Source organism: Vibrio nitrifigilis, assembly GCF_015686695.1.
GTDB lineage: Bacteria > Pseudomonadota > Gammaproteobacteria > Enterobacterales > Vibrionaceae > Vibrio > Vibrio nitrifigilis.
On record NZ_JADPMR010000001.1, the window covers coordinates 2,277,380 to 2,298,731 of the forward strand.

At 41.2% G+C, this 21,352-nt stretch carries 19 protein-coding genes; 12 read left to right on the forward strand and 7 right to left on the reverse strand.

Annotated elements, in window-relative coordinates; translation table 11 throughout:
- Positions 1-58 precede the first annotated feature (58 nt).
- A complete protein-coding gene (locus I1A42_RS10080) occupies positions 59-994 on the forward strand; it encodes a LysR family transcriptional regulator (RefSeq protein WP_161157345.1) in 936 nt (311 codons plus the stop codon).
- A gap of 113 nt (positions 995-1,107) precedes the next feature.
- Here the strand turns inward: I1A42_RS10080 and trhO are convergent, their stop codons facing one another.
- From trhO to I1A42_RS10095, 3 genes are all read right to left on the reverse strand, one after another.
- Positions 1,108-2,088, reverse strand: coding sequence for an oxygen-dependent tRNA uridine(34) hydroxylase TrhO (gene trhO / locus I1A42_RS10085; protein ID WP_161157346.1), 981 nt, complete (start codon positions 2,086-2,088; stop codon positions 1,108-1,110).
- A 243-nt stretch (positions 2,089-2,331) separates the two neighbouring features.
- Positions 2,332-3,525 (reverse strand): amino acid aminotransferase, encoded by a 1,194-nt coding sequence (locus I1A42_RS10090; RefSeq protein WP_329604817.1) that lies wholly within the window; start codon positions 3,523-3,525, stop codon positions 2,332-2,334.
- 297 nt (positions 3,526-3,822) lie between these two features.
- On the reverse strand, positions 3,823-4,290 hold the full coding sequence (locus I1A42_RS10095; protein ID WP_161157348.1) for an Lrp/AsnC family transcriptional regulator: 468 nt from the start codon (positions 4,288-4,290) through the stop codon (positions 3,823-3,825).
- A gap of 478 nt (positions 4,291-4,768) precedes the next feature.
- Between I1A42_RS10095 and I1A42_RS10100 the strand changes: the two genes are divergently transcribed.
- Positions 4,769-5,548, forward strand: coding sequence for a BUD32 family EKC/KEOPS complex subunit (locus tag I1A42_RS10100; protein ID WP_161157349.1), 780 nt, complete (start codon positions 4,769-4,771; stop codon positions 5,546-5,548).
- A gap of 55 nt (positions 5,549-5,603) precedes the next feature.
- Here I1A42_RS10100 and I1A42_RS10105 read toward each other — a convergent pair whose 3' ends face one another.
- The 3 genes from I1A42_RS10105 to ulaR all read right to left on the reverse strand — a co-directional run bounded on the left by I1A42_RS10105 (position 5,604) and on the right by ulaR (position 8,522).
- Positions 5,604-6,218 (reverse strand): sugar O-acetyltransferase, encoded by a 615-nt coding sequence (locus tag I1A42_RS10105; RefSeq protein ID WP_161157350.1) that lies wholly within the window; start codon positions 6,216-6,218, stop codon positions 5,604-5,606.
- A 324-nt stretch (positions 6,219-6,542) separates the two neighbouring features.
- On the reverse strand, positions 6,543-7,610 hold the full coding sequence (gene ulaG / locus I1A42_RS10110; protein WP_196123398.1) for an L-ascorbate 6-phosphate lactonase: 1,068 nt from the start codon (positions 7,608-7,610) through the stop codon (positions 6,543-6,545).
- 156 nt (positions 7,611-7,766) lie between these two features.
- On the reverse strand, positions 7,767-8,522 hold the full coding sequence (ulaR, locus tag I1A42_RS10115) for an HTH-type transcriptional regulator UlaR (protein WP_196123399.1): 756 nt from the start codon (positions 8,520-8,522) through the stop codon (positions 7,767-7,769).
- A gap of 364 nt (positions 8,523-8,886) precedes the next feature.
- Here ulaR and I1A42_RS10120 point away from each other — a divergent pair, with 364 nt between their 5' ends.
- The 7 genes from I1A42_RS10120 (at position 8,887) to I1A42_RS10150 (ending at position 14,887) form a co-directional block, all read left to right on the forward strand.
- Entirely contained in the window at positions 8,887-10,647 is a 1,761-nt protein-coding gene (locus I1A42_RS10120; RefSeq protein ID WP_196123400.1) for a PTS ascorbate-specific subunit IIBC, read from the forward strand.
- Positions 10,648-10,709: 62 nt separating this feature from the next.
- The gene (locus I1A42_RS10125; RefSeq protein WP_196123401.1) at positions 10,710-11,189 is read left to right on the forward strand and encodes a PTS sugar transporter subunit IIA; all 480 of its coding nucleotides are present in this window, start codon (positions 10,710-10,712) and stop codon (positions 11,187-11,189) included.
- A 9-nt stretch (positions 11,190-11,198) separates the two neighbouring features.
- On the forward strand, positions 11,199-11,891 hold the full coding sequence (locus I1A42_RS10130) for an L-ribulose-5-phosphate 4-epimerase (protein WP_196123402.1): 693 nt from the start codon (positions 11,199-11,201) through the stop codon (positions 11,889-11,891).
- A gap of 6 nt (positions 11,892-11,897) precedes the next feature.
- A complete protein-coding gene (locus tag I1A42_RS10135) occupies positions 11,898-12,719 on the forward strand; it encodes a Cof-type HAD-IIB family hydrolase (RefSeq protein ID WP_196123403.1) in 822 nt (273 codons plus the stop codon).
- 4 nt (positions 12,720-12,723) lie between these two features.
- The gene (locus I1A42_RS10140; RefSeq protein ID WP_196123404.1) at positions 12,724-13,374 is read left to right on the forward strand and encodes a 3-keto-L-gulonate-6-phosphate decarboxylase UlaD; all 651 of its coding nucleotides are present in this window, start codon (positions 12,724-12,726) and stop codon (positions 13,372-13,374) included.
- A 9-nt stretch (positions 13,375-13,383) separates the two neighbouring features.
- Positions 13,384-14,265 (forward strand): L-ribulose-5-phosphate 3-epimerase, encoded by an 882-nt coding sequence (locus I1A42_RS10145; RefSeq protein WP_196123405.1) that lies wholly within the window; start codon positions 13,384-13,386, stop codon positions 14,263-14,265.
- 199 nt (positions 14,266-14,464) lie between these two features.
- The gene (locus tag I1A42_RS10150; protein WP_196123406.1) at positions 14,465-14,887 is read left to right on the forward strand and encodes a hypothetical protein; all 423 of its coding nucleotides are present in this window, start codon (positions 14,465-14,467) and stop codon (positions 14,885-14,887) included.
- 65 nt (positions 14,888-14,952) lie between these two features.
- Here the strand turns inward: I1A42_RS10150 and I1A42_RS10155 are convergent, their stop codons facing one another.
- Positions 14,953-17,397, reverse strand: a complete 2,445-nt coding sequence (locus I1A42_RS10155) for a TonB-dependent receptor plug domain-containing protein (protein WP_196123407.1) — start codon at positions 17,395-17,397, stop codon at positions 14,953-14,955.
- 140 nt (positions 17,398-17,537) lie between these two features.
- Here I1A42_RS10155 and I1A42_RS10160 point away from each other — a divergent pair, with 140 nt between their 5' ends.
- The 3 genes from I1A42_RS10160 to I1A42_RS10170 all read left to right on the forward strand — a co-directional run bounded on the left by I1A42_RS10160 (position 17,538) and on the right by I1A42_RS10170 (position 21,351).
- On the forward strand, positions 17,538-20,246 hold the full coding sequence (locus I1A42_RS10160; protein WP_196123408.1) for a M16 family metallopeptidase: 2,709 nt from the start codon (positions 17,538-17,540) through the stop codon (positions 20,244-20,246).
- A 75-nt stretch (positions 20,247-20,321) separates the two neighbouring features.
- Entirely contained in the window at positions 20,322-20,939 is a 618-nt protein-coding gene (locus tag I1A42_RS10165; protein ID WP_196123409.1) for a MotA/TolQ/ExbB proton channel family protein, read from the forward strand.
- On the forward strand, positions 20,932-21,351 hold the full coding sequence (locus I1A42_RS10170) for an ExbD/TolR family protein (RefSeq protein ID WP_161157354.1): 420 nt from the start codon (positions 20,932-20,934) through the stop codon (positions 21,349-21,351). Before I1A42_RS10165 ends, I1A42_RS10170 begins: the two co-directional genes overlap by 8 nt.
- Position 21,352 lies beyond the last annotated feature (1 nt).

The following is a 21,352-nucleotide window of genomic DNA, read 5'->3' on the forward strand; positions in this document are numbered from 1 at the left end:
TCAGCAATTAAGTTGCTTCAAAAACGGGCACCAAAATGGTGAGAATCACGGAGGATTTATGGCACTGATACATCATTTAACCGCACCATCCCTACGTTACTTCTTAGCAGTGGCAAAATTTGGGTCCATCAGTGAGGCCTCAACGCACCTAAATGTGGCAAGCAGCGCGATTAGTCGGCAAATATCTGGACTAGAGGAACAATTAAACACCCCATTATTTGAACGAAGATCACGTGGAATGACACTTAGTGCGGCTGGTGAATTGCTTGCAGCCTATGCAAGAAAGGTATCTTTAGAGACAAACCGAGTTATGGGGGAAATAGATGCTTTAGAGGGCTTAGAAAAAGGGAAAGTGATTATTGCCTCTACAGAAGGCTTTAGCATGGAATTTCTGCCTTTCTGCATCAAAGAGTATCAGGAAAAATTTCCCGGGATACATTTCCAAGTGGATGTTTACTCTCCCAAAGACATCTCTAAAGCGATTCAAAATGGCGAGGCCGATATTGGATTAGCATTTAGTTTAACCCCAGTCCCGAATATCCGCGTGATCCATTCTCAACCAGCCCCTATTCGAGCGCTGATTCCTAACAATCACCCTTTAGCGAATAAAAAACGCGTCTCCCTTCGACAGATCTGTGCCTATCCACTTGCCCTGCCCTATGCCGATACCACCATACGTCAGTTGTTTGATATTTGCGCCAGTCAGCAGGGATTAGAGTACGAGCCAGCCTTTACCAGTAATTATATGGCGGCACTGAATCAGTACACCGTATCTGGAGCAGGTATCTCACTGGCTGGGGAAATATCGGTACGTTTGATGTCGCAGCATCATAAATTAAAAGTAATACCGATTAGCGATAAAGGTATGGGGATTCGTAATCTAGAAGTTCAAGTGCTTGCGGGACGCACCCTGCCCAAAGCGGTCAGCTCGTTTAGCGACTTTGTTATTGAACAAGTGCGCCAAAGCAATAGTGCGATTCCCGAACACGATTAACGATACCTAAATAACCTCAAAATGAGCGATCGCTAATCGCTGAAACACTATCTTGAGGTTAATCGGGTATATCAGCCCCTTTAGGAAAATTAAGGGGCTGATGTTTCAATCAGTTATTTAGTTTGTCGTTGCTCAGCTTTACGCGCTAACTTTTCTTCGCGGCGCTTAGCGATGACTTTATCCGCTTCACCACCGACGTGAGTCTCACCACGTGCTAATGCCAGTTGCACTTGTTTTTCACGCTCGCGGAAACGCGCTTTCTGCTCTTCCGTGTGTTTATCGATACATTTCGGGCAACTTACCCCTTTTTCAAAGGCATCCGATTCCATGTCTTCTTGAGTAATCGGTAAACGACATGCTTTACACAGTTCATAATCGCTTTTCTCTAGCTGATGATTCACAGCCACACGACCATCAAATACGTAGCAGTCACCTTCCCAAAGGCTCTCTTGTTGAGGGACTTCTTCTAAATATTTAAGAATGCCACCTTCTAAGTGATAAACCTCTTCAAAGCCCTGCTCTTTCATATAGGCAGTGGATTTCTCACAACGAATGCCACCAGTACAGAACATGGCCACTTTCTTATGTTTCTTTGGATCAAGATTTTCCGCAACATACTCTGGTAACTCACGGAAAGTCTCTGTTTTCGGATTGACTGCGTGCTTAAACGTACCGATTTCAATTTCGTAATCGTTACGAGTATCAACCACAAATACTTCAGGATCGGAAATCAGATCGTTCCACTCAGTAGGTTTTACGTAAGTGCCGACAACGTGGCGAGGATCAATGCCTTCTACGCCCAGAGTCACGATCTCTTTTTTCAACTTCACTTTAGTACGATTGAAAGGCTGCTCACTATCATGCGATTCTTTATAAACAATGTTGGCCAAGCGTTCGTCTTGTTTAAACCAAGCTAGCAAAGCATCAATACCTTCTCTGCTTGAAGCCACCGTGCCATTAATGCCTTCATAAGCAAGCAGCAAGGTGCCACGAATTTCGTGTTCTTCCATCAGTGCTTTAAGAGGTTCGCGTAATTCAACGTAATTTTCAAGGCGCACAAACTTATATAATGCGCATACAACGTAATCTGTCATGGTGTTTCCTCAGCGTTCTGGAGCGTAAATCCAGTGCTTAATGGGTGATTTGTGCGGAGTATAGCCTACTGAAGAGGTGACAAACACAGACAGAGTTTGGGGTTAAATGAAAAGAATGGTATTTAAAAGCATACAAAATGCAGGGAATTAACCGACTAGATAAGATAATCGCCTGATGATAAACAATAAAAAAGCGACCTAATCAATAGGTCGCCATTCATACCAAGAAGAGAGTTGGTATAATTATGCAACGGCAGCAAATGCAGTCGCTACTTTTTCTAAATTCGCTTCATTCAAACCAGCAACACACATACGGCCACTAGCAATTAAATAGATGCCATGTTCTTCACGTAGTGCATCCACTTGTGCTTCACTAAAGCCCGTGTAACTGAACATACCATTTTGTTTCACTAGGAAGCTGAAGTCTTTTTCTGGACAAAGCGTTTGTAACCGTTCATAAAGTGCATGACGAACACCGCTCATACGGGCGCGCATTTCTTCTACTTCTGCTAGCCATTTGGCTTTCAAATCTGACCCTAAAACGCCAGTAACCAGTTGCGAGCCATATTTAGCAGGGCTTGAGTAATTACGGCGCACAGTTGCTTTGAGCTGACCTTGTACATTTGCCGCAACGTCCGCATTCTCACAAACAATCGATAAGCCACCGACGCGCTCACCGTACAAAGAAAATGTTTTAGAAAATGAGTTACTAACAAGAAACGTCGCTGTGGTGTTTTCTGCCAATGTACGAATCACATACGCATCTTGATCAACACTTTCGGCGAATCCTTGATAAGCCATATCAAAAAATGGAATCAATTGACGTTCAACAACCACATCGATCACTTTGTCCCATTGTGCGGTATTCAAATCCACACCCGTTGGGTTATGACAACATGGGTGCAATAACACAATTGTTTTAGCGGGTAGTGTTGAAAGAGCCGCTAACATACCATCAAAATTCAACATCTTCGTTTCATTATCAAAGTATGGATAAGTCGCCGTCTCGAAACCTGCACCTTGGAAAATCGCGTGGTGGTTTTCCCAAGTTGGGTCGCTGACGTAAACTTTGGAATCAGGGAAATAGTGTTTTAAGAAATCACCACCAATCATCAATGCACCAGAACCACCTAAACTGTGGATTGTTGCTACGCGCTGTGCGTTGACTGCTGGATGATTGTCGCCAAATACCAACGATTGCACAGCACTGCGATAAGCTGGCACACCATCCATTGGTAGATAAATGCATGGTTCTTCAGGTTGGCTATTCAGAGTTTGCTTTGCAGCTTTTACAGATTCCAGTGTCGGAATAGTTCCTTCACCATCGTAATAGAGTCCAATACTCAAATTGACCTTACCGTCTCGCTCATCAGCGAAAAACTTTTCCATTAAAGACAGGATAGGGTCGCCCGCATATGGGCTCACATGTTCTAACACAGTCATACTCCTTACTGACTAGGCTCTATACGATCGTTGCGGTGATTTAACGCAATAATAAGATGCCGGCAATCTAAATCACTGCACGGCTAAAAATTGGCGCAATAGTAACACTGCCTTAGATAGGACACCATACTGATTTAGCCCTTACGGCTATCCATTCTAAAGTAGGATTACATCCTTACATTTGTAGGTAAATTAAACATGCTCGTAACACAAAATCAAGTAATATTGCGCCACGTATGCATTTTAAATGCATACGTGTCGATAATACGCATGAATTATGCATTGGTGCCGTTATTCACCAATAACGATGCCGTTTTCTTTTACTCGATCTAAAACCACAGAGGTTTTTATATGAGAGATAGCCTTCGTTCCGAATATACGATTAATCAGATCGTTTAGACTATTGAGATCAGATACGACGCACCGCAAAGTATAATCCCCATCTCCTGTGGTTTTATACGCATCGAAAACCGCTGATTCACTATGAATATAAGATAAAAATCGCTCAGCTTTTTCTGTTTCATGGCTCAATAGTTTTACTTCAACCATTGCCACTACTTCTTGTTTCAGAGCCTGTGGCGAGAGCCTGGCTTGATAACCGAGAATAAATTGCTGCTGCTCAAGCTGGATACGGCGGCGAGAACACTGTGAGGGCGATAGCCCAACTAAATCACTCAGCTCTTGGCTGGTTAGTCGACCATTTTCTTGTAGCAGTGTCAGTATTTTTATGTCGTATTGATCAGTTTGGTAAGAAGTCATGTGTTGTTAATCCTGTACATCCTTTGGATTGTTGATGCCACCTTCCATTTGATAGCATTTGACGTTGCGATAAGAAATGAAATTAGACGATAGCTGACAAAGCATTGCAATACACGCAACACATTTTCTCGCACAGTACTACAAACCTTTTACATGCCATTCATCAAGTTGAATACCCACACTATATAAGTGGTTACCAATATAACGATAACTTTGTTATTTATTTAACCAAAGCGATCAAAAAACAAAGCAATTTTTATATTTAGCCCACAAAACCATTTATTTTATAAATATATCAATATGTATCATAAGATTTGACAAAAACATGACATATGTTTCAATGTGTTTCAGAGTATTATGACAACCTAATGAATGAACAGTGTACAATTACAATTAAGTCACTGGTTAGATACATCTGAAGATAATACCAAACGACTGTTGACTAACATATTTACCCCCAATTGGCTTTGAGGACCTCATGAGTAATAAACACCGCCAAGTGTTTGTTTACATGCTAAAAGAATTCGAGCAATGTGACACGACTTATTGGCTAAAAAAATGTGGTGAAGATAAACGCAATGTCTTAAATAGACTGGTGAATTTTTACTTCAAACATAGAAAAAACCGTGCCCATCTTATTTTGACCAGTGGTCTTACCCCAAAAGAGCGCTTTAATAAAGAAGTGTCTGTTTTAGAGTATGCCAGCAACCATGGCCTATCGACCCCAGAAGTTGTTTTTAAAGGTCGCTCAATGTTTGTAACCAAAAATGCAGGTACGCCAATTCATCGCCAACCGGAAGATAAGCAAAAAGAACTCTTTTGGAAAGCCACCGATGTTTTATGCGATTTTCACCGTAATGGATTAATTCACGGGCGTCCCGCCATGCGAGACATCGTAGTGAATGAAACGGGTAAAGTGACATTTCTGGATTTTGAAGAAGCAAGATTAACTAGCACCCCCTCTTTGCGCACGCGCGACTTCCTTTTATTTTTGCTAGATTCTTACCGTCTCAAAGGGATTACCCAAGAAATACGTTTATCTGTACTCATGTATTGGTATCAAGAATTTGGAGAAAATACGCAACGCACTTTCCATTGGGTTGAAAGTGTATTAAATCGTCTTGGTTGGATTGCAAAACTCGTACTCATGTGCCGTAAAAATCGATTATCAACACAATTACTGGCTTTACGTGAATTGCTAAGAGAATTTGAAGTAAAAAAGCGCAATCTCGAACATTCAGTGGCTTTAGATCACTAAACCATCACCACCACTGAATTAATTCATTTCATATTAGAGTAACCCAATCCACTGCCTAGAATGTCTGCAAGGATGCGACATTCTCAGGTAATCGATGGGTTGTTCTGTCACTATCCGACACCTTATCAGATAGAACTCGACACGGATTACCAGCCGCAACCGCGCATGCTGGGATATCATGAGTAACAACTGATCCACTCTCGATAATGGCGCCATCACCAATCGTCACGCCACCTAAGATCGTACAGTGATCACCAATCCAAACATTATCACCAAGCTTTATTGGTTTGGCATAAGCCAAGGCATTTAAGCGCTCATCAACGACCAGAGAGTGGCTAGAACAGGCGAAACACACTCCCGTTCCGATATAAGCATTATTACCGATTTCTATTTCAGCGCTATCAAGCATAGTGCAATGAGGTTTCACTACTGCACCACCGCGAAAATGAATATTGAAACCGAAATCACATTGAAATTCTGGTTCAATCACCGTTGTTCCCTGACTGTCTCCAAGTAACTCTGACAACAATAGAGTTCGTTGAAGTTGCTCGTCTGCAGAAGTTCGGTTGTACTGATACGTTCTCTTATAAGCTTTTAATTGTAAGCGTTGTAGTTCGGGATCCATCGCCGGGTACCACTCGCTGCATATTTTTTTTTGTCGCTCACTCAAGGTAAATCTCCTACCTTATTGTCGATCTGTTAATCACATCGATCCGCTAGTGACCAATGTAATAGTCACTATAGCGCTAAACAGAATAACAACTTTGCGACCTACTGAACAAGACTGCACCAAAAAAGACCGACGAATTATCGAACCTGGTCGATATTGGAGCATAGCTCGCTACATAATGGTGCTTATGTAGTGAATTTATAGCCAAATGAGCCAAAACGCCTCACAATACGTTATTCCCTAAATTAAAAAACCGCAAGCGCAAGCACTTGCGGTTTGGGTAAAGAAAACAAATGTGAGCAGGTTTATCTTCTTTATTAATAATTAAAGGAATGCTTTATACGGCAATTCTGGCTCATCAGTAAAGATATCGCGGAACCCTCGGAAATGCTGATAATGCATAGTTTCACGATCAGTTGGATAAGTATACTTACCGCCAACTTGCCAGAAAAATGGACTGAAATGATAGTGAAGACGATCTTTTTTCATATTCCATAACATCTCAATTTCACGCGGATCATTTTGGAAATTGGCCCAAATATCATGGTGGAACGGAATGACAATATCGCAGTCCAACGATTCCCCTGCACGTAGTATATCTGATGACGTCATCTTATCAGTCACACCTCGTGGATTCTCTCCATAAGATAATAGAGCAACATCGATTTTGTAATCATTACCATGCTTCGCATAGTAATTAGAATAATGTGAATCACCAGAGTGATATAAATTACCGCCACTGGTTTCAATTAGATAATTGACGGCACGTTTGTCCATACCATCTAGTATCTCTTTATTATATGAAGAAACGCCCTCTGGTAAGGTCACCAATGCAGTGCGGTCAAATGAATCGAGAACATTAATTTTTACATCTCCGACTTCAATAACATCCCCAACTTTTGCAACGACACAGCGATTTTCAGGAACCCCCCAACTTAGCCAAAGATCTACACACGCCTGTGGACCAATAAATTTGACATGATTATCGCAGTTTTGGAGTACAGCCGCCGCCACATTAGGATCGATATGATCAGCATGGTCATGAGTAGCAAGCACAGCATCTATTTCTTTAATTCCAAATGGATCCAAAACAAAGGGTGATGTTCTCAAGTTTGGTTGTAATTCTCGAACACCTCCCATTCGCATCATTTGGTGCTGTTTTTTCATCCATGCATTTTTTTGTGTTTTTTTACCCGTGCCGCACCAAAAATCGATGGTAAGGTTAGTATTTGCCTCTGTTTTTAACCAGATACCAGTACAACCTAACCACCACATTGCGAAAGTATTAGATTGAACTTCTGTTTTTTCAATTTCTTCATTCAACCAAGTACCCCATTCGGGAAAAGTATTTAAAATCCAAGATTCACGAGTAATTTCATCAACTTTGCTCATAACCATACCTTTTAGTTTCACCGCGAATAAACGCGTTTTATTAAATTTAAGATGTAGGGTTCCTACGCCTTACCTTAAGTAAGGCGGAAGATTTAAATCCGAATTAATTATTAGAATTGGAAGTTAATATGCATATAAGTTTTGGCTACTATCAGGTCATACTAAAATCACCTGAGTGCCATTTTTCTCTAACGTTTTGATTACGTCTATATCTGCATCTTTACCTGTGACTAATATATCGATTTTTTCAGCGGGACAGAAAAGCATCCCCGTTCTCTGCCCAACTTTAGAACTGTCTACGACAACGACAAGTTTATCGATTTGTTCAAGCATTTGTTGCTCAGCAACAGCAGTAAGCATATCGGCTTTATATAGACCATTTTCAGTCAGCCCTTTACCACTAGTGAACATCCAGTTGCCCGCATAACCGTTAAGTGAATCAGGGGCTGGATTAAGAAAAATATGCTGAGCCTTGTTGTACTGACCACCGATAATAATAACGTCATCATGATCCTCGGTAATAAGGTAACTTGCCAGAGGAAAGTAATTTGTCACAATTTGAACATCCTCACCGCACAACTGCTGACCTAAAAGAAAGGCTGTTGAACCGCAGTTAATCACCACACTATCTCCAGGTTGACATAAAGCAGCCGCTTTTATCGCGATACGCTCTTTTTCCTCATAGTGCTCAGTACTATCGATATTTAAAGGTGTCCACCGTCTTCTTTTTACTTCAACTCTTTCAGCACCATTGCGAATTTTCTTTAGCTTTCCAAGTTCATCTAACTTAGAAATATCACGCCGGGCGGTCGCTGGAGAGACATGAAATTGTTCAATGATGTTATTAACGTTGATGGTCTGTTTTTCTTCCAGCAACGAGAGAATACCGTTATGTCTCTGTACTTCGTTCATTTTATCACCCTTATGATAACAAGTGATTACTTTTTGATTAAATTTGATTTGTTTTGATTCTATTAATCATAGGAATGATTGTCAAACCATGACTCAATAAAAACGTAATAAACATCACAAAATATATTAACACACTGTTTTTATTTGAATTAATAACCATACAAGTGATCTGGTTATCAGTTTTAAACCTAACCTGACGCTAATTTTGACCTTTGTCAAAGTAATCATAAACGAGCATTGAATGATTATTTATGATTGATATTGTTTGCTACGTGAGCAAACGTTGAGCATTTCTCGCGACATATTACGAGAATTTCTCTGACCTACATCTAATAAAAATGACAAAATAATCAGGGGTAAAGATATGGAGACCTTGTATAACATCTTCTATATTTTTTACAGCCAAGTGATGACCAAAGCCCCGCTACTTTTGGGTTTGGTTACACTAATAGGCTACTGGCTACTTAGACGAGATGGCACAACCATTCTCAAGGGCACAATCAAAACCATTGTAGGGTTTATGCTGGTTCAGGTTGGTGCTGGAACCTTAACTGCAGGGTTTAAACCTGTTATCGAAAAGCTGGCTGAATACCACCATTTAACTGGCTCAGTCATTGATCCTTATACCACTATGATGGCAACTATGGATGCGATGGGAGATGACTATTCTTGGGTTGGTTATACCGTATTACTCGCTTTGGCGATTAATATCGTATTAGTACTTTTTCGACGTATCACCGGCATTAGAACCATTATGTTAACTGGACACATCATGTTCCAGCAGGCTGGTTTAATTGCCGTATTTTACTACATCATGGGTGTAGGTATGTGGGAAACCATCATTTACTCGGCTGTTTTGATGGCGCTTTACTGGGGTATTTCCTCAAATATTATGTTTAAAGCGACCGAAGAAGTTACTGGGGGAGCTGGTTTTTCTATTGGCCACCAACAACAAGTTGCGTCTTGGATTGCTACAAAAGTAGCACCCAAATTAGGTGATAAAAATGAGAGTGTTGACCACTTAAATCTACCTAAATGGTTACACATCTTTCATGACAGCATTGCCTCTACGGCGATCGTGATGACCGTATTCTTTGGCATCATCTTACTTTCCTTTGGACTTGATAATTTGCAGTCAATGGCGGGTTCTACGCATTGGAGCATCTATATTCTCGAAACTGGTTTGAAGTTTGCTGTAGCAGTACAAGTTATCGTCGTTGGTGTGCGAATGTTCGTTGCTGAATTATCTGAAGCATTTAAAGGTATTTCTGAACGCGTTATTCCTAATGCAGTATTAGCCATTGACTGTGCCGCCATTTACGCGTTTTCACCTAACGCCATGGTATTTGGTTTTATGTGGGGTGCCTTAGGACAGTTTGCAGCTGTACTTTGTCTGCTTCTTTTCAAAGCGCCAATCATGATCATCCCTGGTTTCATTCCAATGTTCTTCTCCAACGCAACCATCGGTGTTTTTTCAAACCACTTTGGTGGCTGGCGTGCTGTGATGAAAATCTGTTTTGTTATGGGGATCATTGAAGTATTAGGTTCAGCATGGGCTATTCATTTATTTACTGTCTATGGTGTTTCGTTTAATGGTTGGATGGGGATGGCTGACTGGTCAATTGTTTTCCCACCAATCATGCAAGGCTTAACCTTCTCTAAAATGTTCTTTTTTGTCATTGTTGCTCTCGCTTGTGTCTACATGTTCTTCGCTTCTAAAAAATTACGAGCTGAAGAAGATGCACAAGGTGTCATTAACATTTCAGATGAACCCGGTGTTATTGAGGCTGTAGCTCAAGCAATTGAAGCCAGTGATGGAGTGCGACCTGTCAGTATCCTTGCAGTATGCGGAAACGGGCAAGGCTCATCTATGATGATGAAAATGAAAATTGGCAAATATTTAGACAAAAAAGGAATACCTCATGTTATGGATTCCTGTGCGCTATCCGATTACAAATCAAAATTAGCCAGTACCGACATTATCGTTTCATCAAAGCATCTATCTGGTGAAATGGATCCAGGGGAAGGTAAATTCGTCCTCGGTGTTCAAAATATGTTAAATCCGAATTCTTTCGGTGATGAGCTACTCGACATCATTGACAAAAATTTCGTCCACATCAAATAACTACCCTACTACTTTACCAATTGGTGCTGGACTAAAGTCTGGCACCTAATGGAGATATAAAAATGGCATTAAAACAATCTCTTATCGAAAATAAATCTATCTGCCTACAAGCGGAAGCTTCCGACTGGAAATCTGCAATCAAAATTGGCACTGACATGCTGATCAAATCAGGCGCTATTTTACCTTCTTATCATGAAGCAATTATTAGCAGTATTGAAAAATTGGGGCCTTACATTGTTATCGCGCCCAGTCTAGCCATGCCTCATGCTCGTCCAGAAAATGGCGTGGTAAAAACAGCGTTTGCACTAGTTACTCTCAAAGAACCTATTTTCTTTACAGGTGAAGATAGCCCAATCGATGTATTAATCACTCTTGCTGGCAGCAGTTCAGATCAACATATGGAAGGATTGATGGAAGTCACTCAAGTTCTTGATGACGATGACAGTGAAACCGGTGTCGATTTAGACAAATTGCGCCGCTGCCAAACTCCCGAAGATGTTTATGCCGTCATTGATGCAGCTCTTGCTGAAGAAGCAGCTTAGGAGGGCGTTATGTATCAAGACCTAAAAGAAAGAGTATTAAATGCAAACCTTAAGCTCCCTGAATACGGACTTGTCACTCTTACATGGGGTAACGTATCAGAGATAGATCGTAAACAAGGTGTTGTTGCCATTAAACCATCCGGTGTCGAATACGATGCTATGACAGTTAATGACATCGTTCTTGTTGATCTTGACGGCTATATTATTGATGGAAAATTAAACCCATCCAGTGATACAGCTACTCACTTAGAACTGTATAAATCGTTTCCTCAACTCGGGGGAATTGTTCACACACACTCACACAATGCGACAGTCTGGGCACAAGCAGAAAGCGATATTCCAGCACTAGGCACAACACATGCTGATTATTTTTACGGTGATATCCCCTGCACTCGCTTACTTTCTCCGACGGAGATATCCACGGAGTACGAAAAAAACACAGGACTAGTCATCATTGAGGAGTTCCAGCGCCGAGACATCGATCCAATCGCAGTTCCCAGCGTCATTGTTGCAGGTCATGGTCCTTTTTCTTGGGGTAAAAGTGGACTAGACGCCGTTCACAATGCCGTTGTATTAGAAGAAGTAGCTTCTATGGCTATTGCGACTCGTTCAATAAATAATGGCGTTCATATTAAAAAAGAACTCTCTGACAAGCACTATTTAAGAAAACACGGAGTTAATGCTTATTACGGACAGAGGTAACCGACTATGTACAAAGTATTAGCATTGGATCTTGATGGAACGGTTCTCAACGATCAGCAAACCATTCATCCAGAAGTGAAGCAAGCGATTCGAGAAGCGCAAGAATGTTGCCACGTCATCATAGTAACAGGACGTCATCACACTGCTGCTAAGCCTTATTACCAAGAGCTAGGGTTAACCACCCCAATCATTTGCTGCAATGGCACTTATGTTTACGACTATGAAGCTAACAAGGTACTGAAAGAGCATTCGATTAGACGCGAAGATGCCCTTGATTTTATTGACCTTGCTCAGCAATACCAAATGAAACTAGTAATGTATGAAACAGAAGCAATGACTTACTCAAAATGTAATCCAATTGCTTATATGAAAGCACTAGAGAAATGGGCAGAACAATTTCCAACTCAACAGAGGCCAAAAATTAAGCGCATCGCGTCATTTATCGAACTAGCACGAACAACACAATACATATGGAAATTTGTCATAGAAGGACAACCTCATTCTATCGAACGGTTCGCCAACCAAGAGTGGATCAAACAAACCTTTAGTGGTGAACGCTCATGGTCGAATCGGATTGATTTTTCTGCACAGGGGAACAGCAAAGGTTTGAGGCTTGCCGAGTATGTAACAGAGCTCGGATACGATGCAACCCATGTTATAGCCGTCGGTGATAATGAAAATGATATGTCGATGATTCGCTATGCCGGATTAGGTATTGCGATGGATAACGCCGCTAACAACGTCAAGCAGAGTGCCAACCTAATCTGCGCTACAGATAATAATCAAGATGGCCTAGCCCATCTGATACGTGAAAAAATTCAAGGATAACATCATGACTAAACCTCTTATTCAAATTGCCCTAGATCAAACATCATTAGAACCAGCACTACAAGTTGCTAACAACGTCGAAAGTTTTGTTGATGTGATAGAGGTCGGTACCATTCTCGCCTTTGCCGAAGGTATGAATGCCGTCCGTACATTGCGTAAAAATCATCCTAATCATATTTTAGTTTGCGATATGAAAACCACTGATGGCGGCGCTATTTTAGCTCGCATGGCATTTTCAGCTGGTGCAAATTGGATTACCGTATCGGCAGCTGCTCATATTGCAACCATTACCGCATGTAAGAATGTCGCTGATGAATTTGGCGGTGAGATTCAAATCGAAATTTACGGTCGCTGGACCATAGAAGACGCTCAAGCGTGGGTTGATCTAGGTATTAAGCAAGCCATTTATCACCGCTCCCGCGACGCTGAGTTAGCTGGTGTGAACTGGACTGATGCTGATCTGAAGAAAATGCGCCAACTGTCTGATATGGGTATCGAATTATCGATTACTGGCGGCATTGTTCCGGAAGACATTCACCTATTCGAAGGTATTCAAGCCAAAACCTTTATTGCTGGACGAGCTCTAGCCGGAGAAAAAGGAGCTGAAACTGCAGCCGCAATGCGTGAACAAATTGATCGTTACTGGAATGAATAAGGAGGCTGTATGTATCAACCTTTACAGCGTCAACGCATAGGGCTTTACGAAAAAGCCCTACCTAACACTCTCAGCTGGGAAGAAAAGCTCAAAGCAACAAAGGAAATGGGCTTTGATTTTCTAGAGATTTCAATCGATGAATCAGATGAACGTCGTAGCCGGCTAGACTGGGATGACGAAACTATTTATGCATTGCGCCATCTTTGTGAAAACGTTGGATTACCTTTGCAATCTCTGTGTTTAAGTGCTCATCGCAAATACCCTTTTGGATCAGCTGATCCTGATATCCGACATCAAGCCGTTCTTCATATGGAAAAGGCGATCACGTTGGCTTTCAAATTGGGCATTAGAACTATTCAGTTAGCGGGATACGATGTTTATTACGAGCCTGCAAATAAGGAAACACACCAACGATTCATTGAAGGTATGCAACAAGCCGCCAAAATGGCCGAAAGAGCGGGTGTTATGCTTGCCGTTGAAATTATGGATACCAATTATCTCAACTCTTTGAGTAAATTTGAGATTCTTAATCGGGCAATCAATTCCCCATATTTTACTGCCTATCCAGACGTGGGCAATATTTCTGGTTGGAACTACGATGTGTGTACAGAACTGGCACTGAGCAAAGCTCACATTACCCAGATACACCTAAAAGACACGCATAAAGTGAGTCCGGGGTACAAAGGACAATTCCGAGATCTCGTGATCGGAGATGGTGAAGTCAATTTCGACGCCATCTTTCAAACATTAAAAGATACCGACTGCGTTGTCCCTATGGTTATCGAAATGTGGGCTCAAGATGAAAACTGGAAAGAGAATATCCTGTTGGCAAAACAAAGGCTAAATCAGGCATGTGACCATGCACAAATGCCACGGTTATTTGCTGCATGATAATAAATAAACCAACATAGACTAGCTAACCTAATTCAGTACTCGTTAACGCTCCTTAACGAGTATTGATGTTGTCATGGTTACCTTTTATGGGACGTGCGGTGTCATCCCCCGTAGACATCGCATTCTTTCCTCCTAAAGATTTGACATGTGTTGAATCAAAGAGCAAATTACCTTTTTCTTTAACTTACGGATATCCATGAAAAGACTCCACTTACAGCTGTTTTGGTACGAAAAGCACCACACACTCCTAGAAATGGAAGATCTACCTGAGTTATCCCCCACTCAGCACAATGAGCTTGCCGAGTGGATAAAAGGCCGTCGTAAAATTCTTAAATTTGAGGTACACCAACACCCTTGGGTTAAAGTAAATATCGAAGGTGGCTCTTCTTGTTTGCGCTTGCTACCTAACGGCAAACTCAGTGAATCCGATTTATTTAGTGATCGGGCACTACAAGGAATATGGAAGGTCGTCGATGGTTTTCTTTTTATAAAAGTGATCAGTGGTGAACTAATCCAGGAATATCATATTGTCGGTAATGCCAAAGATAGTATCCACTGTGGCATTGAATATATTAACGGCCGTATTAGTACCTATAGTAAGTTTGTCCAGACACAATAAAAAACCGCAAGCGCGATCACTTGCGGTTTTAATATCATTTGAAATGTTCGTTGAATAACGATGAGTTACATGTAGTAACTAAAGCCTAACCAAATTGCACGGCCTTTTTGGTAACGGGCACCTGATGCTGTATCTGTATCAGGCAACTTATTAAACAAATTTGTGACCTCAGCTTCAATATTAAGTTGCTGGGTATCTGTATCAATAAGTTTATACATTGCTTTCATATCTACGCTGGTAAACGCATCGCGTTCAACTTCGTCATAAACATTATAGTAACCACCATCTACTTCGATTATATCATCGGTATCTTCAAGGGCATTATATTTACCGCGATATTTTACAGCAGTATTGGTAATTAAACGTTCATTAAACCAATCTGCTGTCCAAGAAATCGTCGCAGTCATAGGAGCAGCAAAGTTAGTCGCCTCCGCTGAGGAATATAGCTCAGATTCTGTCATCAAATCACCGTGGTAATACACTGTATCTGAATACTCTACATTTGAATCATAGTCTTCTTGACCATATGACTTAGTTTTAGACCAAGTGACTTGGGCACCAAACTTATGATGTTCAAAACCGCCGTTCCATTTGATCGTATAACCTTGATAGTCCCCTTTCCCATCGTTAGTCATGTTGTAGTAAGAGCCATCATCATCGGTAATTTTATCACTTCTCGAAAAGCGATCTCTGTAATGACGGAAATTAGCTTCTAGAGCGACTGTACCCTCTAAGAAAGTAGGAACGATAAACTTCAAGCTGAGCTCGTCGGTATGAGGCGTTTTCAAATCCGAAACATTGTAATTTGTTGTACTACTGGTTGTTACCTCTTCCCATTCTCCTATTTCGCCTGTAGAGCTATTAACCGTTCTTTTATAGCGGGTAGTGGCAGCTATTTTATCTCTCAGTGCGTAAGTTAATTGGTTGTTAGAGTAATAACGGTTTAGACCAACGTTGAAATAAGTATCTGGCATGAACTCCCAACTTATGCTCGAACGTGGAGATAAATTATAGTTATCCAAGTAATTATCGTGATCCAAGCGTAACCCCAACCTAACTTGGACGGGACCAATTCCTCTCGTATATTCAGACCAAAGCGCTTGAGTGGCATAACCTGCAGATGTGTAGTTTTCTGGATAGAGAAGTGCATAGCGGTCGACACTGCCAGAATTACATGAAACGTCCCCATCATCACAATCCCAATCTCCAGCCAACGGAGAGTAATAGCTGTAAAAATCGGACAACCGATTACGCTGAACTTTGGTATATTTTAACTCGGAACCTGCTGCTAAATTGCCCCCTAATACCGGGGTATCAATTTTAAATGTCCATTCATAATCTTTCTGACTAATGTCGAGATCGCCATACCCGCCAGATCGGCAAGTTGTCGATGTACACCAGTCTACCGAAGTACCTTTATATATCGCTTGGTAATTTTCAGATCTTTTTCCAAGTTCACTATCTGTCGCAGCAAATTTGGACTCCCATGTCGTCAAGCCAACATAACCATTTGCTTTAATATAACCTTGAAGACCATCCGTCTTATGAGTGGTGTCATTATTGATTCGGTTAGCATTCGCATAATCTGAACGATAAGGGCTGTATATTATCTGGCCTCTAAACGTAAGGTCGTCTCGATATTCATATAACCCTTTTAGTAAATAGATTTCTGATGTGTCGCCATTATGATAACTACTACCGCCATAACTTTCATCTTTAGTGTATTTAACTGAAGATTCACCTCTAGAATAAGAAGCCAATAACGAAAGTTTATCCGTTACTGGTAAGTCAAAACTGACTGTCCCTTTATATTTACTGTACTCTGGTGGATCCGTAATTGTTTCGTCTTCAGCTAGATCACTCTTGTTATAAATGTAATCAACGAAAGAGTCATTTTGGTATTTACCAGACATAGACATATGAAATTCTTTCTTGGGATCACGAATTTCATAATTCACCGCACCGCCTAAAAAACTACCGTATTCAGCAGAAACATTCGATGTCATGACATCCGCTCTTTCCAATAATGATGAATCAACATACATGGATTGAGCGGTAATACCTGCTACATCTTCTATAGAACCATAGTTATTATTACTAACATCTAATACGGAGTTTACTCCGATGCCATCAATCATGATGTTATTTTCGTAATAGTTACTACCATTAATTGCAAAATCAGCGGGACGCAAAGATTGAATATTTTCTTCATTCACCTGGTCGTTATTTACGTCCAACTGGACGCCAGGAAGACTCTCTATAACTTCTGTTGTATCGAGCCCTGTCATGGTACTTTGCTTAATGGCATCTTGGCTGATAACGGTTTTCCCCGTATCGATAGGATCGTAACTTTGGATCGGTGCGGCTGCGCCTTTTTGTCCTACTTTTGATTCGGTTTTTTGCGCGGTATCGACTACCTCAATACTACCTAGATCAATAGGTTGTGATTCCCCTAGTGCGTAGAAAGGTAGCGCTGCAACCACTGCTGCGCTAAGAATAGACTTTTTCATTTTTTATAATTTCTTTGTTTGCTGTCAGAGTTGGAACTCTGTATCATAACTTTGGAAACAATAATGATAATGAAATTAATTCTCAGTAACAATATATTGTTACACTTTGAAATAATATTTATACAATTCTGGTCTATTCGATGCGCACCTATATTTTTTTGCTATTAATATTTATATCTACTAATGTACTTGCCAACCCAAAATGGGATTCTAAATTAGTAGTTGGTAATTTAGATAACGGGTTAAAATATGTTATCTACCCAAGTAAAAATAAAGCTGAACCCTTTAATCTGCGTTTAATTGTTCATGCAGGATCAATCGATGATTCTATTCCAGGGATTGCTCATATTCTTGAGCACATGTCATTTCGTACTAATACGGTCTATGGCACCACTGTCCATCAATATCTAGATAAAATTGGTTGGAAAACGGGTAAGCAAGTCAATGCTCTTACACGCGCAGCAGAAACTCAATTTATGATTCGTACTCGCCCTGATGATGCAATTAACCTTCATCAGTCGATTCAGATGTTAGCGAATCTATCCCTGCATTCAGCAATCTTATCTCGTGATTGGCATATTGAACGTAAGGTGATCTTAGAAGAATTACGCATGGATGAAAGCGTAGCCAAAAGAATTAATGATCAAAAGAAAGCGATTATTCGCCACAACTCGCATTACGCGAATGGACCAACGATTGGGTTTCGTAACACCATTAAAAAAATAACGGCTGCTGATATTCGTGCTTTTCACGATAAATATTACGTGCCTGACAATATGACCTTAATTATCAGCGGTTATGTTGATCCCAACAAAGCAACAGAGTGGATTAAACAATCGTTTTCTGGGCATTACCACGTAGCACCTCAACGTGATTATCTTGAACTGCCTCTATTTAAAGAACTTTACATGGGCAAAGTACAAGATCCACAAGGTTCATCTTCTTACGTTACGTTTGGTAATCGTTTAACACTGGCGAGTAAAAGTACTGATTTAGGTATTGAGCAGCGTCTACAAAACTACGTGTTGCGTAAATTGATCCGCCTGCATATGAATCGGGTCAAGCAAGCATATAAAGATGATCCAGCCATCAAATCCATCTTTATGACGATTAAAGAAGCGACACCAGAGCGAATCATCGTTGCATTGCGTATTCGTAGTAAACACCATGCGAAAGCACTAAACATTGCGCTTAAAGAGTGGCAACGTTTATCTCAAGTAGGCTTTAACAAAGAAGATCTTGCGACCGTTCGCGCACAAGCGCTACAAACGCTGGTAAACAATGAAGCATTGATTAAACAGCGCCGCTATACGGATTGGGAAGACAAAATCACCTCGACCATTATGCAAGAAGGAGTATTAGAAAGTTATTCTGACAGTGAACCGCACCTACGCCGGTTACTCCATGCGATGACCGTTGATTCCTTAAATCAACGACTACACACCTTACTTTCTAGCCAAGATCAATTTTTGATCTACCAAGCGCCTCAATCGGTTACTTTAACGCTGCCAACAAAAGAAGAGGTGAAAAAAACGCTTAATGACTACGCTCAGGCTAAATATTCTCCTTTGCCATCAGCGACAGAATCAATAAAAGCGACAACTTCGCCCCAAGCGCCTAAATTACCATCAATCAAGTGGCCTAATTTAAAAGCGTCGACACATATTGCAAGCAAGCAAGTTTGGAGCTCCGCTAACGTAACCCGCTGGTCGTTAAAAAACGGTGATGAAGTCGTTTGGCTGAATCGTAAAAACAGTGATAACGCACTTTATATCAAAGTGCTGTCCAATTCTGGATATGCAAATACCCATAAACCATCATGGCGCGCTCAAACCGCTGCACAAATTTGGCAACAGAGTGATGCGACATTTGCTTCCCAAAAAGCAATTAAGCAATGGGCTGAGTTAGAAAAAACAACATGGCAATGGAAACAGCAAGAAAACGCCTTAGATCTGAGCTTACGGGTAATGCCTGCACATTTGGATCAGGCTTTTCGTCTCTATGCGGCGATGCATCATACAATAGCTTTAACAGATGCTGAGTGGCTACAAACACAGCATGATTTGCTACAACAAACCTCTTTAGCCGAGCAAGATAAAGACAGTATTCAGCAGACCACAGCTGCTGAGCTACGTAATGATATTGCTGATATGCAGGCGCAACCCAACACCATCTACATTGTTGGCGATTTGAATGAGCAGCAAATCCAAGAGAATATCTTGCCTTATCTCTCAGCACTAAAACGTGACACAAAAACAGCTATTACACCATTACGTGACACGATAAAACCGGTGAATTCAAAGCAAATTGAGCACGTATTTCACACCAATAAAGCCGTGGTGGAAATAAAGGGCCAAACCCCAATGCCATGGACCCCGGAAAAGAGTTTTAGTCTTTCGAGCCTTAATCCCATTATTCAACAGGCTTTAAAAAACGAACTTCGCCACAAGTTGGGAGGCATTTACAAGGTTGATTTTGAGCTTACCCTGTCACGTGACAATCTTGTGCATACTAATATGAGATTCTCATGCGATCCTAATCGCGTAGAAGAACTGATCGCCGCAAGCCGTCGCGTCTATCACAACCTAGCAAGTAGCATTACGCAATACAATTTGCCTCAACTTCGTTCTGATATCGATTACGCGGAGCGCATGCGTTTGTCTAGCCCGAATACATGGTTAAACCGCTTAGCATTGAGTTTTGAACGTTACCAATCACCACAATATTTGCAGTCGATGAGTACTCTTAAACAACACATCACGGCCGCTCGCTTAGTTCAATGGGTGCAGGAGATTTTTCCACAACCAACTCATCAAATAACGATAAGTCTTCCTTTAGACAAGGCATAACACTCAATAAGCGCCACTAAGAAAGGCGCATCACTAGCCAAATATGGCATTAAATACACATAGGGGTATCTTTACATGTTGAATGACACTTGGACTTTAGCGACCGCAATCCCGCTGATTCTATGTTCATTGATCGCACTGTCATTGATTTTTGACCGCGGATTTGCTGTTCTAGGCCACAGAGCACTGGGCGAGACTAAGCATCAAGAGGTATCAGACCTTCTCAAACAAGGGCAGATTGAACAAGCTAAAACAACAGTGAGCGACTTTTCAAAATCTTATCAACACGCTATTGGTGAATTAAATGCCACCAGCAAGCTTGATAAACACCTACGTGAAGAAGCGCTCAGCTTATGGTTAGGTCGTTATACCAAACAGTTACGCCGACGTTTATCCGGTTTAACAACCGTGGCCACTCTCGCACCAATGCTCGGACTATTAGGCACAATTGTCGGTCTTATGCGCTCATTCCATGATATTGGTTTAAGTCATGGCCCGGTCGAACCCGCTATTGTTGCTGATGGTTTATGGCAAGCGTTATCTACGACGGCGGCGGGAATGGTCATCGCGGTGATTTGCGTCATGTGTCATGCCCTATTTCAATCACGTATTCGTTATCATTTGAGTGATGTTACCGACCTACTCAATCAATTTACCTTATCTCAAGAAATTCACGAGGTAAGCCATGATTAAGAACCCTGCTCTGGAAGAGGAGCAACAAGCCTCTGAGCCGCTCACGGCTATGATTGATGTTATCTTTACGCTGATCGCTTTTATGATGTTAATGATCAACGCTCCCTTAGTAGGGATGGATGTCAAGCTTCCAAGTACCGAGCAACATGCCCAAAGTATCAACGTCAATCCACATACGGTCACGATTTCCGTTTTAAAGGAGAAAAGCGTCTGGTTTTTAGATGATGCCCCGCTGAACTCCGAACAACTAAAAGCAAAGCTAACCGAATTGAAGGCGGCTCACCCTGATACAAAAGTGATCGTAAACAGTGATAACGATGTGCCAATGCAACGTATGGTCACCCTATTTACTTTAATGCAGTCAGTGCCACTGGATGTCACTCATATCGCCTTAAAAGAGGCCGCGAAGTAAC